Source organism: Streptomyces sp. NPDC002867, assembly GCF_053591895.1.
In genome coordinates this window covers 170,715-184,964 of sequence record NZ_JBSFUR010000008.1, presented here as the reverse complement: position 1 = coordinate 184,964, position 14,250 = coordinate 170,715, and the positions used below count along the sequence as shown (strand labels likewise).

Sequence of the window (14,250 nt, the reverse complement as noted above, 5' to 3'; positions counted from 1 at the left end):
TCAGACGACAGGAGGTCGGCCCAGCTTGGTGAGCCGCCACACAGTACGCCACTTCATGGGACGGCGCGGTCCGCAGGGGGTCCGCCACCCCTCCGCGAAGCCCCCGAACCACGCCTTCAGCGCGGGCACCGTGGGCCGGCGCAGCAGCGTGAGCAGCACCCAGACGCCCAGGTAGACGGGGATGAGCGGCGCGGGCAGATTGCGGCGGGCCACCCATACGCGGTTGCGGGCCACCATGCGGTGGTAGACCGCGTGCCGCGAGGGCGGCATCGTGGGGTGGAGCAGGACGATGTCCGCGCGGTAGTCGATGGCCCAGCCCGCGTCGAGCGCGCGCCAGGCGAGGTCGGTCTCCTCGTGGGCGTAGAAGAACTCGTCGGGCAGCCCGCCGACCTCCTCGATGACCTCGGTCCGCACAGCGTTGGCGCCGCCGAGGAAGGTCGTCACGCGCGAGGAGCGCATCGGGTCGGAGGCGCGCAGCCGCGGGACGTGGCGGCGCTGGGTGAGCCCGGTCTCCGGGTCGGCGATGCGGAAGCTGATGATGCCGAGCCGCGGGTCGGCGTCGAAGGCCTCGCGCACCAGTTCGCCGGTGTCGGCGCCCGGCAGCAGGCCGTCGTCGTCGAGGAAGAGCAGGACGTCGACGTCCCTGCCGGACGGGCCGAACGCCTCGATGCCCACGTTGCGTCCGCCCGGGATGCCGAGGTTCTCGGGCAGGTCCACGGTCCGCACGCCTTCGGGGACGTCGAGCACGGGGGCGCCGTTGCCGACGACGACGACCTCGATCCGGTCGCCGTGCTGCTTGGCGACCGAGTCGAGGAGCGCGCGCAGTTCGTCGGGGCGGTTCCCCATGGTGATGACGACCGCGCCCAGCTTGAGCGGAGCCGTCATCTGAGCCTGCTCGACGCCAGGATCGAGACCAGGTGCAGCACCGTCTGCAGCAGCGCGATGCCGGCCAGCACGGCGACGCCGAGGCGCGAGAAGAACAGGTCGCCCCGCAGCTGGTCCAGGACGGCCAGTACCAGGATGAGCAGGGACGCCTCGATGCCGAGGACCAGCCGGTGGAACTTCAGCGCGGCGGCGGCCCGGCGGGCGAGCGCCATGCCGGAGGAGCGCGGCTCGGCCGCCGCCTCCTTGACCGGGGGCAGCCCGCCCTGGTGGCGGGCGACACCGACCAGGTCGGTCTCCGCCTTGATCAGGATCGCGCCGAGCGCGGCGAGCGTGCCGAGGAAGGCCCACAGCCAGTCGATCCGCCCGCTGCCCCACAGGTCCGCGGCGCGCAGGCCGAAGCCCACCAGGACCGCCGCGTCGCACAGGTAGGCGCCGACCCGGTCCAGGTACACGCCGGACAGCGAGAACTGCTTCTTCCAGCGGGCCACCTCACCGTCGACGCAGTCGAGCAGCAGGTACAGCTGGACCGCCACCACGCCGAGGACCGCACCCCAGATCCCCGGCACCAGCAGCGCCGGAGCGGCGAGGACGCCCGCGAGAGTCATCAGGTAGGTCAGCTGGTTCGGCGTGACCCGGGTGTTCACCAGGGAGCGGGTGACGCGCAGCGAGATCTCCCGCATGTACAGGCGCCCGCCCCAGTGCTCTCCGCTGCGCCGGTCCTTCACACCCGCCGGGTGAACGACCGGACGCAGTTCAGCTACGGATGGTCTTGGCATAGTCGGCGTACGCGTCCCTGATCTGGTCGGTGGTGAGGTCGAGGTGCTCGAGGACGGTGAACCGTCCCGGGCGGGTCTGCGGTGCGTACTCCACGGCGCGGACGAACTCCTCCGTGGAGAACCCGATCTCCTCCGGCAGCACCGGCAGCCCGTGCCGGCGCAGTGCCGCGGCGAACAGCGCCGCGTCCTCGCGCGCACCGCGCAGGTGCATCGCGAACGCGGCGCCGAGGCCGACCTGCTCGCCGTGGCTGGCGGCCCGCTTGGGGTAGAGGAGGTCGAAGGCGTGGCTGATCTCGTGGCAGGCGCCGGACGAAGGCCGGGAGTCGCCGCTGATCGACATGGCGATGCCGGAGAGCACCAGGGCCTCGGCGAGGACGGTGAGGAACTCGTCGTCGCCGACGCCGCCGGGGTGGCGCAGCACGGCCTCACCGGCGGTGCGGGCCATGGCCGCGGCGAGGCCGTCCACCGGCTCGCCGTTGACGCGGTGGGAGAGCTCCCAGTCGGCGATCGCCGAGATGTTGGAGATCGCGTCGCCGATGCCGGAGCGGACGAAGCGCACGGGAGCGTCGCGGACCACGTCGAGGTCGATGACCATGGCGATCGGCGAGGGCACGCCGTAGGAGCCGCGGCCGTTGTCGTTGTCCAGGATGGAGATCGGCGAGCACAGGCCGTCGTGCGCCAGGTTGGTCGCTACGGCGACGAGCGGAAGCCCGACCCGGGCCGCGGCGTACTTCGCCACGTCGATGATCTTGCCGCCGCCGAGGCCGACGACCGCGTCGTACCGGCTGCCCTTTATGTCGTCGGCGAGCTTGACCGCGGAGTCGATGGTGCCGTCGCAGACCTCGTACCAGTCGGCGCCCGGCAGCGCGGGCGCCAGACGCTCGCGCAGCGCCTGCCCGGAGCCGCCGCTGACGGCGAAGGCGAGCTTGCCGGACGCGGAGATGCGCTGGTCCGCAAGGAGCGCGGCCAGATCGTCCAGGGCTCCCGCGCGGATGTCGACGACGACCGGGGAAGGGATGAGCCGGGTCAGTACAGGCACGCGATCTCACGGCCCTTCGCGAGGTCGTCGTGGTTGTCGATCTCGACCCACCTGACGTCCCCGATCGGGGCCACGTCGATCGTGAAACCGCGATGGACGAGCTCCTGGTAGCCGTCCTCGTAGTAGAGGTCCGGGTCACGCTCGAAGGTGGCCTTCAGCGCGTCGGCGAGGTCGGCGGCGGCCTCGGGCTCGATGAGGGTGACACCGATGTACTCACCGGTGGCGTCGGCGGGGTCCATGAGCTTGGTGATCCGCCGGACGCCCTTGCCGTCGGCCGTGACGACCTTCATCTCCTCGTCGGCGAGGTTCTTCACCGTGTCGAGGGCGAGAATGATCCGCCGGCCGTTTCCGCGGGCGGCGAGGAGCGTCTTCTCGACCGACACGGGGTGCACGGTGTCGCCGTTGGCGAGGATGACGCCCTCGGCGAGGACGTCACGGGCGCACCACAGGGAGTAGGCGTTGTTCCACTCCTCGGCCTTGTCGTTGTCGACGAGAGTGAGCTTCAGACCGTACTTCGCCTCGAGCGCCGCCTTGCGCTCGTAGACGGCCTCCTTGCGGTAGCCGACGACGATCGCGGCCTCGGTGAGCCCGATCTCGGCGAAGTTGCCGAGGGTGAGGTCCAGGACGGTGGTGTCGCCGTCCACAGGCACGAGGGCCTTCGGGAGCGTGTCGGTGTAGGGGCGAAGACGCCTTCCGGCACCGGCTGCCAGTACGAGGCCGATCATGCGGGTTCTCCTTCGTCATGTACTGCGGGTGCGCCTGAGGACACCCAGAAGCGGATGCTCTCGGCCGGCACCACGAGCGCGACAGCCACGGCGATGACCGTCAGCGCGATGGTGAAGTCCGTGCCGTTCAGCAGGAAGGCCGCCAGCGCGACCGCCAGGACCCGCCCCTCGTGCCCGCCGATCACCCGCACCAGCCAGTGCGGGGGCGCGCCCGTACCGCCGCGTATGCGGTACACCGTGTCGTAGTGATGGTAGGCGACTGCCGCCACCAGCCCGAAAGCTGCCGGTAGCGCCCCGTTCACCTCCGCGTGAGCGGCGAGGACGAGGACGGTGCCGTACTCGGCGGCCCGGAACACCGGGGGCACCAGCCAGTCGAGGGCGCCCTTGAGGGGCCGCGCGACCGCGATGCCGGAGGTGACCGCGTAACCGGCGGCCGCCACGACGGTCCACCCGGAGCCGAAACCGGTGAAGGCGGCTGTGGCCACGACCGCGGCGGCACCGGTGACGGCGGCCGCGAGCGGTATGAGCCCGGGGAGGTCGCGCACGCTCTTCGCGGCGGCACGCGCCACCGCCTGGGCCAGCGGACCGGAGTCGGCGAGGTCCGCGAGCGCCCGGGCGGCGCGGTCGGTTCGGTGCGCCCTGCGGGTCAGGGAGCGCAGCACGCGGCCGGCGGTGGTGTAGCAGGCGGCGAGGGAGCAGCCGACCAGCAGGGCCCAGAAGACGATCCGGGGGGTGGTGACGGCGGTGAGCACCGCGATCATGGCCCAGCGCTCGCCGATCGGCAGCACTATCATCCGGCGCACCCACACCGTCCAGCCGACGCTGTCGAGCCTGTCCGACAGGGCTGCCGTGGGACTCGTGTTCGCTGTGGCGTCGTGGTTGGCCTCGTTGAACGAGAAGTCGACGACGTGCCGGCAGGTCTGCAGGACCATCGCGCCGAGCGCGAGCGCCCATACGTCGTCGCCGCCGGCGCGTGCGGCGCCGAGGGCGAGACCGGCGTAATAGGCGTATTCCTTGGCGCGGTCGAAGGTGGCGTCCAGCCAGGCGCCCATCGTCGAGTACTGCAGCGAGTAGCGGGCGAGCTGGCCGTCGGTGCAGTCCAGGACGAAGGAGACGAGCAGCAGCACTCCGGCCGCGACGAAGCCCGGGCGGGTGCCGGTCGCCGCGCATCCGGCGGCGATCAGCGCGGTGAGCAGCGAGGCGGTGGTGACCTGGTTCGGAGTCAGTCCGCGGCGGGCGCACCAGCGGGCGATGTAGCGGGAGTACGGGCTGATGCAGAAGGTCGTGAAGAAGCCGTCGCGCGCCTTGACGGCGGAGCGCAGGCGGACGGCCTCGTCGTCGACGGCCTCGACCGCCGCGCGGACCCGGTGCCTCTGCTCCGCCTCCGTGGGCACCTCGGCGACCAGGGAGCCCAGCTCGGGACGGTGCACGGTGGCGCCCCCGGCTTCGAGGGCGGTGGCGACGTCGTCCACCAGCCCGGCCCCGGTGACGGCGGCCGCCCCGGCGGGCACGGTCGCCGTGACCGTGCGCACGGCCGCGGTCAGCGCGGCGCGGGCGGCCGGCTGGGCGGTCAGCGCCCCGGTGACGGCGGCGGCAGGGAAGCGGGGGTCGGTCAGGGCCAGCCGCAGGGCGTGCACGTGCCCGACGAAGCGGGGGTCGACCAGGGCGACACGCTCGGCTCCCGGCACGTCCGCGACGAGCGCGGCGGTGTGCTCGGGACCGTTGGCGACGTGCACGTCGAAGCCCAGCGACCGCAGATCGCCTTCGAGCGGCGATCCGGGTACCGGCGGACCGGTGAGGATGGCGGTCGACAGACGAACTCACTCCTTGGAGCTGACGATGCACTGGCACGGCGGCTCGGCCCGGTCCCCGGGCGGCGGCACGTCGGCTGAGGCTATCGGATGAAGCGGAGCGGGAATTCATCGGCCGTTCACGCCTCGGAGGCCCGCCGGGATCATCATGGTCGATCACCGCCTCGCCGGACAAACCGCGGCCGGACGCCGGGGCAGGGCCAGGGGGCCTGAAGGGAACGGGACACGGCGGCGGACACCGCGTGCGGGGACGGGGCACCGGGGACACGGCCTAGGGTGGCCGTCATGACTTGGCTGATCACAGGTGGAGCGGGTTATATCGGCGCGCATGTGGCGCATGCCATGACGGCTGCCGGTGAGCGGGTCGTGGTGCTCGACGACCTGTCCTCGGGCATTCGTGAGCGTCTGCCGGAGAGCGTCCCGCTGGTACGCGGTTCCGTGCTCGACCAGGAGCTCGTGGCCCGCACACTCGCCGACCACGGGGTCACCGGCGTCGTCCATCTCGCGGCGAAGAAGCAGGTCGGGGAGTCCGTCGAGCAGCCGTTGCGCTACTACCGGGAGAACGTGCACGGCCTGACGGTCCTGCTGGAGGCGGTCGTCGCGGCGGGGGTGCGGCGGTTCCTGTTCTCGTCGTCGGCGGCCGTGTACGGGATGCCGGAGACGGACCTCGTCCCGGAGAGCGCGCCCTGTGCGCCGATTAATCCGTACGGGGAGACGAAGCTCACCGGTGAGTGGCTGGTGCGGGCGGCGGGCCGCGCTCACGGCCTGGCCACGGCCTGCCTGCGGTACTTCAACGTGGCGGGCTCTGCCGCGCCCGCGCTGTCGGACACGGGCGCGTTCAACATCATCCCGATGTTCTTCGACCGGATCACGCGGGGCGAGGCCCCGCGCATCTTCGGTGCGGACTATCCGACACCGGACGGCACGTGCATCCGCGACTACATCCACGTCGCGGACCTGGCCGACGCGCATCTGGCCGTGGCCCGGCGGCTGGCCGAACCGGACGCCGCCGGCGATCTGACGGTGAACATCGGACGCGGTGTGGGGGTCTCGGTGCGCGAGCTCGCCGATCTGGTGGGCGAGGTCACCGGCCGGCCCTTCGTCCCCGTCGTGGAGGAGCGCCGGCCCGGGGACGCCGCGAAGGCGGTCGCCTCGGTCGATCTGATCACCAAGGAACTGGGCTGGACGGCCTCGTACGGGGTACGGGAGATGGTCGAGTCCGCCTGGGAGGGCTGGCTCCGTCGGCACCCCGAAGCCGCGGCCCGCTGATCGCACAAGCGTCTGACCTGCACACATTTCCGCAGGTCAGGGCACATGACAACGGTGTTCAGTGCCGTGTTGACCATACCCCCCACCCGTAGTTCACTGAGGCCTGGACGACACCGCCGACACCGGCTTGGAGGCATCCTCATGGGGGCTGGGCACGACCACGGGCATACGCACGGCGGGCCGCCGCCGACGGGGACCGCGGCCGCCGCCTACAAGGGACGGCTTCGCATCGCCCTCTCCATCACGCTGGGCGTGATGGTTCTCGAGATCGTCGGTGGTGTGCTGTCCGGCTCGCTCGCCTTGATCGCGGACGCCGCCCACATGGCGACGGACGCCGTCGGACTGGCCATGGCCCTGCTCGCCATCCACTTCGCCAACCGTCCGGCCGGGCTGAACCGCACCTTCGGCTTCGCGAGGGCGGAGATCCTCGCCGCGCTCGCCAACTGCCTGCTGCTGCTCGGCGTCGGCGGCTACCTGCTGTTCGAGGCGGTCGAGCGCTTCATCACACCGGCCGAGACCCGCGGCGGCCTGACCGTCGCGTTCGCCCTCGTCGGCCTGGTCGCCAACATGATCTCGCTCTCCCTCCTGGTACGCGGCCAGAAGGAGAGCCTGAACGTCCGCGGCGCCTACCTGGAGGTGCTCGCCGACGCGCTCGGCTCGGTCACCGTGCTGGTGTCGGCCGGCATCATCCTGGGCACGGGCTGGCAGTACGCCGACCCGATCGCGTCCCTCGTCATCGGCCTCATGATCGTCCCGCGCACGCTGCGGCTGCTGCGCGAGACGCTCAACGTGCTGCTCGAGGCGGCGCCCAAGGGCGTCGACATGGGCGAGGTCCGGGCGCACATGCTGGCGCTGCCGGGCGTGGAGGACGTGCACGACCTGCACGCCTGGACGATCACCTCGGGCATGCCGGTGCTCTCCGCCCATGTGGTGGTGACCCAGGACGTGCTGGACGCGGTGGGGTACGAGAAGCTCCTCCACGAACTCCAGGGCTGCATCGGCGACCACTTCGACGTCGAGCACTGCACGTTCCAGCTGGAGCCCGTCGGGCACGCGGAGCACGAGGCGAAACTCTGTCACTGAGCGGGCGCCTTGTTGTTGGCGTTCGGCCGGGGCGATCGCGCCCCGGCCGAACCTTTGAGAGGAGCTGAGGTTGATGACTGCCGCAATGGAGTCCCCCTACGCCTGGCGGCGTGGTGGTACCCCCGTCCCTGCGCACGCCCGGTCCGTCATCCGCTTCCGGGCTCCCGGCCACCACTGATCCGACCCGGTCCGTCCACCGGACCCGGTCGTGCCGTCGGCCGGAGCCCTTTCACACACAAGGGTTTCTTCGTTGTCCGACAACGCATCGCACGACGCCTTCTTCGCCCTGCACCACGGTCTTCCGCGGCAGGGCCCCGGTTCCGACGCCACCTCGCTGCGGCTGCTCGCCGCCGCGGGACCGCTGCCCGCGCGTCCGCGGGTGCTCGACCTGGGCTGCGGCCCGGGCCGTTCCGCACTGCTGCTGGCCGCCGAGGCCGGCGCACAGGTGACCGCGGTCGACCTGCACCAGCCGTTCCTCGACGAACTGCGGCAGTCCGCCGACGCCCGCGGGCTCGGTGACGCCATCCGTACCGTCGGCGCCGACATGGGCGACCTCCCCTTCCCTGACGGGTCGTTCGATCTCGTCTGGGCGGAGAGCTCCGCCTACTCCATCGGCTTCGACACGGCCCTCGCCGCGTGGCGGCGGCTGCTCGCCCCGGGCGGTTCCCTCGTCCTGACCGAGTGCGAGTGGACGGCCGAGCCCTCGGCCGCCGCCCGCGCCTTCTGGGACCGGCACCACCGGCTGCGTACGACCGCCGGAAACTGCGCTGCGGCGTCCGCCGCCGGATACGCGATCCTCTCGGTGCACCGCCAGCCGGAGACCGACTGGGACGAGTACTACGGCCCGCCGGCCGCGCGGGCCGACGCCGCGGATCCCGCGGCGCCCGGCATGGCCGAGGCCCTCGCCGCCACGCGCGAGGAGATCGCCATGCGCCGCGAGCACGGCGCGGAGTACGGCTACACCGGCTATGTGCTGCGTCCTGCCGACCCCCGCTGGCGCACCCGCCCCGAGACGGCGGCCGACGCCGACGCGGTCCGCGAGCTGAACACGGCCGCCTTCCCCACGCCGGACGAGGCGGCCCTGGTGGACGCGCTCCGCAAGGACGGCGAGGCGTGGCTGGGACTGTCGTACATCGCGGAGGCCGCCGGGGGTACCTCCCACGCCGGAGGCTGTGGGGGAAGCTCCCCCGCGGCGTACGCGCTGCTCACGCGGTGCCGTGTGGGCGACGCGCCCGCGCTCGCGCTGGCCCCGGTGGCGACCGCGCCCCGGTACTGGCGTCAGGGCGCGGGGCAGGCTGTGGTGCGGGCCGTGCTGGACGCGGCGCGGGCGCGCGGTGAGGGCCTGGTGGTGGTGCTCGGGCATCCGGAGTACTACCCGCGGTTCGGTTTCGAGCGCGCGTCCCGGTACGGAATCAGGCCAGGTTTCGAGGTGCCGGACGAGGCCGTGATGGCGCTGATGCTGGACGGATCGGCCGCGGTTCCGCGCGGTGAGATCCGCTACCCGGCGGCCTTCGGGGTCTGACACGTCCGTCCGCCCCGCCGTGCGCACCGCGCCGCGGGGCGGACATGCCAGGCCGCCGAAGTGCGGACAAGCACCGTTTTTGCGGCAGACTGGGCAGACTCCCGGGGCCGAGGAACGATGCGAAGGATGGTCATGCCGATCACACCAGCCACTGCGGCGAACAGTTCGTCGAACGGCACATCACCAGCGATCCTGCTCGAACTGGTCGACGAACAGGGCCATACCATCGGCACCGCGGAGAAGCTCTCCGCCCATCAGCCGCCCGGCCGGCTGCACCGCGCGTTCTCCGTTTTCCTCTTCGACGAGCACGGCCGGCTGCTGCTCCAGCGCCGCGCGCTCACCAAGTACCACTCCCCCGGTGTCTGGTCGAACACCTGCTGCGGACACCCCTACCCCGGTGAGGCGCCGTTCGCGGCCGCCGCCCGGCGTACGTACGAGGAGCTCGGGGTCTCGCCGTCCCTGCTCGCGGAGGCCGGCACGGTGCGCTACAACCATCCCGACCCGGCGTCGGGGCTGGTGGAGCAGGAGTACAACCACCTCTTCGTCGGCATGGTGCAGTCCGCGCTCCGGCCGGACCCCGAGGAGGTCGGCGAGACGGCGTTCGTGACGCCCGCCGAGCTGAAGGAGCTGCACGGCCGGGCCACGTTCTCGGCGTGGTTCATGACGGTGCTGGACGCCGCGCGCCCGGCGGTCAGGGAACTGACGGGGCCGTCCGGCGGCTGGTGAGACGTGCGGGTGACGCGGCCCGGGTGCGGGCCGCACCCGCGCGGTCGCGGACTAGATCGGGGTGGCCTCACCGTTCAGCACCGGGACCAGCGGCAGCTCGGCCCAGATGATCTTGCCTCCGCTCGCGGTGTGCTCGACGTCGCACAGGCCGCCCGCTTCACGGGTGATCTCCCGTACGAGCAGCAGGCCCCGGCCGCCCGTCTGCGCGGAGTCGGCCTCCAGTGCCTTGGGCCGGTAGGGATGGTTGTCCTCGACGGACACGCGGACCCACTGGGCGCCGACGGCGACCTCGACGGCGACCTCGGGCGAGAGCAGGGCCGCGTGCCGTACGGCGTTGGTGACCAGCTCGGAGACGATCAGCAGGAGTCCGTGCACCACCTCGTCCGCGACCGGGACCCCCTGACGTGCCAGCAGGTCCCGCACCGCGCGGCGGGCCTGCGGGACGGAGACGTCGACCGCCGGAGCGGTGAAGCGCCAGACCCCCTCGTACGACAGCGGCCGGGCGGGCACGCTCCCGCGGCTCTCCATAGTTTCACCCTCGGCTCGTTTGCCACTGACCATCGAGTTAATAAGTGTTGGAGGTCAGTCGGTGAGCGCCGAGCAGCTGAACAGAACTGATCACCTTTCAGCGTCTTCTGACCGATTGCGTATGACAGCGTCAGTTGTGCGACTGGTCCGGAGCTCCTTCTGCGCGGTTCGCCCGGCCGATCGTTTCAGCAGTCTTTTCCCCGCCGTGAGCCCCGCCCACCCGGGCGGATAGCATCCGGCGCATGGAGCCGTCCCAGTCCCCGCAGCCGCAACTGACGCACACCGTCGAGGACGGTGTCGCCACCGTCGTGATCAGCAATCCCGCCAAGCGCAACGCGATGACCGCCGGGATGTGGCGCGCCCTGCCCGAACTGCTCGACGAACTGGCCGGCGACCCCGTTGTGCGGACGCTGGTGCTGACCGGAGAGGGCAAGACCTTCTGCGCGGGCGCGGACATCTCCTCGCTGCGCGAACCCGGCGAGGACCCGCAGGCGCTCGCGGTCCGCGCGGAGGAGGCGCTCGCCGCCTTCCCCAAGCCGACGCTCGCCGTGGTGCGCGGGTACTGTGTGGGCGGCGGCTGCCAGCTCGCCGCCGCGTGCGACCTGCGGTTCGCCGCGGACGACGCGCAGTTCGGTGTGACGCCCTCGAAGCTCGGCATCGTCTACCCGGCGGCCTCCACCCGTCGGCTGGCCTCACTGGTGGGCCCGGCGGCAGCCAAGTACCTCTTGTTCTCGGGTGAGTTGATCGACGCGGACCGGGCACTGCGCACCGGGCTGGTGGACGAGGTGCTGTCCGAGGGCGAACTGGGCCGGCGTGCGGCCGGGTTCACCCGCGTCCTCGCCTCGCGTTCGCAGCTGACGCAGTGCGCCGCCAAGGAGTTCGCCGCCGGCCGCACCGACCGGGACGCGTACTGGGCGGAGCAGGCGCGCGGGAGCGGCGACACCGCCGAGGGCGTCGCCGCCTTCCTGGAGCGCAGGGCACCGCGCTTCGGCTGGGCGCCGGGTCCTACCGGAGGATGAACCGGCTCTTGGTGCGGAACTCCTCCACGAGGTGGGCGGGCGCCTTCTCCGGCGATCCGGCGTCGTAGGGCGGCTGGGGGTCGTACTCGGTCAGCAGCTGCACGGCCTGCGCGTGCTCGTCACCGGCCAGCCTGCCGACCAGGGTCAGACCCATGTCGATGCCCGAGGACACCCCGGCGGCCGTGACGTACTTGCCGTCGGTCACGACGCGGCGGCCGGTGGGCTCGGCGCCGAACGACCTGAGCATGTCGAGCGCGAGCCAGTGCGAGGTCGCCTCGCGCCCCTTCAGCAGCCCGGCCGCGGCCAGCAGCAGCGAGCCCGTGCACACGGAGGTGGTCCACGTGGAGGTCGCGTCGGCGGTGCGCAGCCAGCCGAGCAGTGCCTCGTTCTCCATCTGGTCGCTCTGGCCGGGCCCGCCGGGTACGACGACGACGTCCGGGGCGGGCACCTCGTCGAAGCTCTTCGTGGCGACGAGGGACAGCTGCCCCCGGTCGTTCGCCACGAGGCCGGGGCGCTCGGCGACGAAGACGACCTCCGCGCCGGGGAGGCGGCAGAGCACCTCGTAGGGGCCGACGGCGTCGAGGGCCGTGAAGCGGTCGAAGAGCAGGAAGGCGATCTGCATGGAAGGGTCCCTTCGGTGGGCGGGGTGGGGCGGGTCGACGGCGCGCGGGCGCGCTCGTGCACGGGCCCAGTGATGCGCGGGCCCGGTGATGCGCGGGCCCGGTGGTTCAGGTGGCGCGACGGTTCAGGCGGCGGGCGCGCCCGCCGCGCGGAAACGGCGGCGGTACTCGGCGGGCGCGACGCCGAGCGCCTTGACGAAGGCCCGGCGCATGGCCTCGGGGGTGCCGTAGCCGCAGGCGCGCGAGACGAGCGCGACCCCGTCCCCGGTGTCCTCCAGGAGCCGCCGGGCGTGTTCGAGGCGTACGCGTTCGACGTAGCGGCCGGGGGTCATGCCGGTCTCGGCCTGGAAGGCGCGCGCGAAGTGGCGCGGCGACAGGCGTGCCCGGCCCGCGAGCGCCTCCACCGACAGGTCGGCCGCGGGGTGCTCGGTGACCCAGTGCTGGACCTCGCGCAGCGGTTCGCGCCGGGCGGTCTGGGCGGCGAGCTGGGCGCTGAACTGCGCCTGGCCGCCCGGCCGGCGCAGGAACACGACGAGGTGGCGCGCCACGGTGAGTGCCACGTCCCGTCCGAGGTCCTCCTCCACGAGCGCGAGGGCCAGGTCGATTCCCGCCGTGACACCGGCGGAGGTGGACACCCGGCCGTCGCGGACGAAGATCGGGTCGGGGTCGACCTCGACCGCCGGGTGGGCGCGGGCGAAGTGGTCGCAGGCGGTCCAGTGGGTGGTGGCGCGCCGCCCGTCGAGCAGTCCCGCCTCGGCGAGGAGCAGGGCGCCCGTGCACACGGAGACCAGCCGTTCGGCGCGCGCCCCGTGCTCACGGAGCCAGTCGATCACCCGTCCGTCGGGGCGGCGGGTTCCTTGGCCGCCGGGGACGAGGAGGGTGTGCGGGCGCGGGGCGTCGGCGAGAGCGAGGTCCGGGACGAGGGTGAGGCCGCTGGAGGTCCGGACGGGGGCTCCGTCCAGGGTCGCCGTACGGATCGGGTACGCCGCCGGGTCGCCGATCGCCTTGCCCGCGCCGGCGAAGACCTCCACCGGTCCGCTCACGTCGAGGCTCTGCACGTCGTCGAAGAGGACGACCAGGACGGATCGCTCTGCCATGCCCCCATCCTTCGCTCGGGGCCGGGATGGCCGCAATGACGAATGTCCCACCTTTCCTGCCATCGAAGACGGGACTGCACGGCTTCCTGTACCGACGTACCAACCAGTCGGTAACCTACGGTCATGAGCTCTCTTCCCCCGCATGCGGGACGCCGATGCCACAACGCGCTGAACCCGCTGCACTCCACGGTGTACTTCTCGCCCGACCTGGGCACGGAACTCGCCGGCGTCGGCATCCAGGATGCCTCCGCGGCCTACTTCGCGGCGCGTTCCGCGGCGCTGGGCGCGGTCGGGCCGGGCGCGGTCGCCGCGACCTTCTACAACTTCAACCCGGAGCTGATCGCCCGGCACCTGCCCGCGGTGTGGGACACCGCGTCCCCCGAGACGGTGCTTGCGGCCCGGCTGCGCGCCGCCGACGCGACGCTGCGGCGGCTGCTCGGCGAGGACGTCATCGCGTCGAAGGAACTGGCCGAGGCGGCGGAACTCGCCCTGCGCGCCACGGAGGCGTGCACGCGGTACGCCCGGCCGCTGTACGCCGCGCACGCCGACCTGCCGGTGCCCACCGAACCGCACCTCGCGTTCTGGCACGCGGCGACCCTGCTGCGCGAGCACCGCGGCGACGCCCATCTGGCCGCGCTGCTGCTCGCGGGCCTGGATCCGCTGGAGGCGCTGGTGAGCCACACGGCGACCGGCAAGGGCATGGCGCCGCGCTGGATCCTCGCGACGCGCGGCTGGGGCCGCGCGGACTGGGAGTCGGCGCAGGACCGCCTGCGGGAACGCGGACTGCTGGACGCCGAGGGGGCGTTGACGGAAGCGGGCACGGCGCTGCGCGACGAGGTCGAGGAGCAGACGGACCGTATGGACCTCGCACCGTACGAACACCTGGGCGCGCCGTCCGTCGAGCGCCTGACCGAGCTGGGCCGTGGCTTCCTGATGACGGCGTTCGCTGCGGGCGCGTTCCCCGCGGACGCGACGGGCCGGCCGGCCTGACGCCGCACCGCCGTTCCGGCCGAACCTCCCTGGGGCTGCGCCCGCGTGGCCGCCGGGCCAGGGGCCTCGGGCCGACGGGGTTGCCCGCGGGGCCTGTTCGGACGGAGGGCTGTCGCCCCGCAAGGCGGGACGACAGCCCTCCGTCCGCGCCGGGGCGCAG

At 72.6% G+C, this 14,250-nt stretch carries 14 protein-coding genes; 6 read left to right on the top strand and 8 right to left on the bottom strand.

Annotated features, from left to right (window positions below; translation table 11 throughout):
- The 5 genes from ACWD0A_RS10835 to ACWD0A_RS10815 are packed head-to-tail and all read right to left on the bottom strand — an operon-like array spanning position 1 to position 5,239.
- Positions 1 to 885, bottom strand: coding sequence for a glycosyltransferase family 2 protein (locus tag ACWD0A_RS10835; RefSeq protein WP_451296694.1), 885 nt, complete (start codon positions 883 to 885; stop codon positions 1 to 3).
- Complete coding sequence (locus ACWD0A_RS10830) at positions 882 to 1,661, bottom strand: CDP-alcohol phosphatidyltransferase family protein (protein WP_451296692.1); 780 nt, start codon at positions 1,659 to 1,661, stop codon at positions 882 to 884. The genes ACWD0A_RS10835 and ACWD0A_RS10830 overlap by 4 nt, the downstream gene beginning before the upstream one ends.
- A complete protein-coding gene (locus ACWD0A_RS10825; protein ID WP_451296690.1) occupies positions 1,639 to 2,700 on the bottom strand; it encodes an iron-containing alcohol dehydrogenase family protein in 1,062 nt (353 codons plus the stop codon). Before ACWD0A_RS10825 ends, ACWD0A_RS10830 begins: the two co-directional genes overlap by 23 nt.
- A complete protein-coding gene (locus ACWD0A_RS10820) occupies positions 2,688 to 3,425 on the bottom strand; it encodes a phosphocholine cytidylyltransferase family protein (RefSeq protein ID WP_451296688.1) in 738 nt (245 codons plus the stop codon). The genes ACWD0A_RS10825 and ACWD0A_RS10820 overlap by 13 nt, the downstream gene beginning before the upstream one ends.
- On the bottom strand, positions 3,422 to 5,239 hold the full coding sequence (locus ACWD0A_RS10815) for a DUF5941 domain-containing protein (RefSeq protein ID WP_451296805.1): 1,818 nt from the start codon (positions 5,237 to 5,239) through the stop codon (positions 3,422 to 3,424). Before ACWD0A_RS10815 ends, ACWD0A_RS10820 begins: the two co-directional genes overlap by 4 nt.
- Positions 5,240 to 5,521: 282 nt before the next feature.
- Between ACWD0A_RS10815 and galE the strand changes: the two genes are divergently transcribed.
- From galE to idi, 4 genes are all read left to right on the top strand, one after another.
- A complete protein-coding gene (galE, locus tag ACWD0A_RS10810; RefSeq protein ID WP_451296686.1) occupies positions 5,522 to 6,505 on the top strand; it encodes a UDP-glucose 4-epimerase GalE in 984 nt (327 codons plus the stop codon).
- 141 nt (positions 6,506 to 6,646) lie between these two features.
- On the top strand, positions 6,647 to 7,588 hold the full coding sequence (locus ACWD0A_RS10805; RefSeq protein ID WP_451296684.1) for a cation diffusion facilitator family transporter: 942 nt from the start codon (positions 6,647 to 6,649) through the stop codon (positions 7,586 to 7,588).
- A gap of 250 nt (positions 7,589 to 7,838) precedes the next feature.
- Positions 7,839 to 9,110: a GNAT family N-acetyltransferase gene (locus ACWD0A_RS10800; RefSeq protein WP_451296682.1), complete on the top strand. Its 1,272-nt coding sequence runs from the start codon at positions 7,839 to 7,841 to the stop codon at positions 9,108 to 9,110.
- Positions 9,111 to 9,242: 132 nt separating this feature from the next.
- Positions 9,243 to 9,836: an isopentenyl-diphosphate Delta-isomerase gene (idi, locus tag ACWD0A_RS10795; RefSeq protein WP_451296680.1), complete on the top strand. Its 594-nt coding sequence runs from the start codon at positions 9,243 to 9,245 to the stop codon at positions 9,834 to 9,836.
- A 51-nt stretch (positions 9,837 to 9,887) separates the two neighbouring features.
- Here the strand turns inward: idi and ACWD0A_RS10790 are convergent, their stop codons facing one another.
- Complete coding sequence (locus tag ACWD0A_RS10790) at positions 9,888 to 10,364, bottom strand: ATP-binding protein (protein ID WP_451296678.1); 477 nt, start codon at positions 10,362 to 10,364, stop codon at positions 9,888 to 9,890.
- A gap of 242 nt (positions 10,365 to 10,606) precedes the next feature.
- Here ACWD0A_RS10790 and ACWD0A_RS10785 point away from each other — a divergent pair, with 242 nt between their 5' ends.
- Positions 10,607 to 11,383 (top strand): enoyl-CoA hydratase/isomerase family protein, encoded by a 777-nt coding sequence (locus ACWD0A_RS10785; protein ID WP_451296677.1) that lies wholly within the window; start codon positions 10,607 to 10,609, stop codon positions 11,381 to 11,383.
- On the opposite strand, the gene ACWD0A_RS10780 is transcribed toward ACWD0A_RS10785, so the two are convergent.
- Positions 11,370 to 12,005: a DJ-1/PfpI family protein gene (locus ACWD0A_RS10780; protein ID WP_451296675.1), complete on the bottom strand. Its 636-nt coding sequence runs from the start codon at positions 12,003 to 12,005 to the stop codon at positions 11,370 to 11,372. The genes ACWD0A_RS10785 and ACWD0A_RS10780 overlap by 14 nt on opposite strands.
- A gap of 123 nt (positions 12,006 to 12,128) precedes the next feature.
- Complete coding sequence (locus tag ACWD0A_RS10775; protein ID WP_451296673.1) at positions 12,129 to 13,100, bottom strand: GlxA family transcriptional regulator; 972 nt, start codon at positions 13,098 to 13,100, stop codon at positions 12,129 to 12,131.
- A gap of 123 nt (positions 13,101 to 13,223) precedes the next feature.
- Between ACWD0A_RS10775 and ACWD0A_RS10770 the strand changes: the two genes are divergently transcribed.
- Positions 13,224 to 14,090: an SCO6745 family protein gene (locus tag ACWD0A_RS10770; protein WP_451296671.1), complete on the top strand. Its 867-nt coding sequence runs from the start codon at positions 13,224 to 13,226 to the stop codon at positions 14,088 to 14,090.
- Positions 14,091 to 14,250: the final 160 nt, after the last annotated feature.

What these genes read in the sequence shown, in the direction of transcription:
- ACWD0A_RS10835 (WP_451296694.1), bottom strand. Translation starts at nt 885, where the DNA reads ATGACGGCTCCGCTCAAGCTGGGCGCGGTCGTCATCACCATGGGGAAC.
- ACWD0A_RS10830 (WP_451296692.1), bottom strand. Translation starts at nt 1,661, where the DNA reads ATGCCAAGACCATCCGTAGCTGAACTGCGTCCGGTCGTTCACCCGGCG.
- ACWD0A_RS10820 (WP_451296688.1), bottom strand. Translation starts at nt 3,425, where the DNA reads ATGATCGGCCTCGTACTGGCAGCCGGTGCCGGAAGGCGTCTTCGCCCC.
- galE (WP_451296686.1), top strand. Translation starts at nt 5,522, where the DNA reads ATGACTTGGCTGATCACAGGTGGAGCGGGTTATATCGGCGCGCATGTG.
- ACWD0A_RS10805 (WP_451296684.1), top strand. Translation starts at nt 6,647, where the DNA reads ATGGGGGCTGGGCACGACCACGGGCATACGCACGGCGGGCCGCCGCCG.
- idi (WP_451296680.1), top strand. Translation starts at nt 9,243, where the DNA reads ATGCCGATCACACCAGCCACTGCGGCGAACAGTTCGTCGAACGGCACA.
- ACWD0A_RS10790 (WP_451296678.1), bottom strand. Translation starts at nt 10,364, where the DNA reads ATGGAGAGCCGCGGGAGCGTGCCCGCCCGGCCGCTGTCGTACGAGGGG.
- ACWD0A_RS10785 (WP_451296677.1), top strand. Translation starts at nt 10,607, where the DNA reads ATGGAGCCGTCCCAGTCCCCGCAGCCGCAACTGACGCACACCGTCGAG.
- ACWD0A_RS10780 (WP_451296675.1), bottom strand. Translation starts at nt 12,005, where the DNA reads ATGCAGATCGCCTTCCTGCTCTTCGACCGCTTCACGGCCCTCGACGCC.
- ACWD0A_RS10775 (WP_451296673.1), bottom strand. Translation starts at nt 13,100, where the DNA reads ATGGCAGAGCGATCCGTCCTGGTCGTCCTCTTCGACGACGTGCAGAGC.
- ACWD0A_RS10770 (WP_451296671.1), top strand. Translation starts at nt 13,224, where the DNA reads ATGAGCTCTCTTCCCCCGCATGCGGGACGCCGATGCCACAACGCGCTG.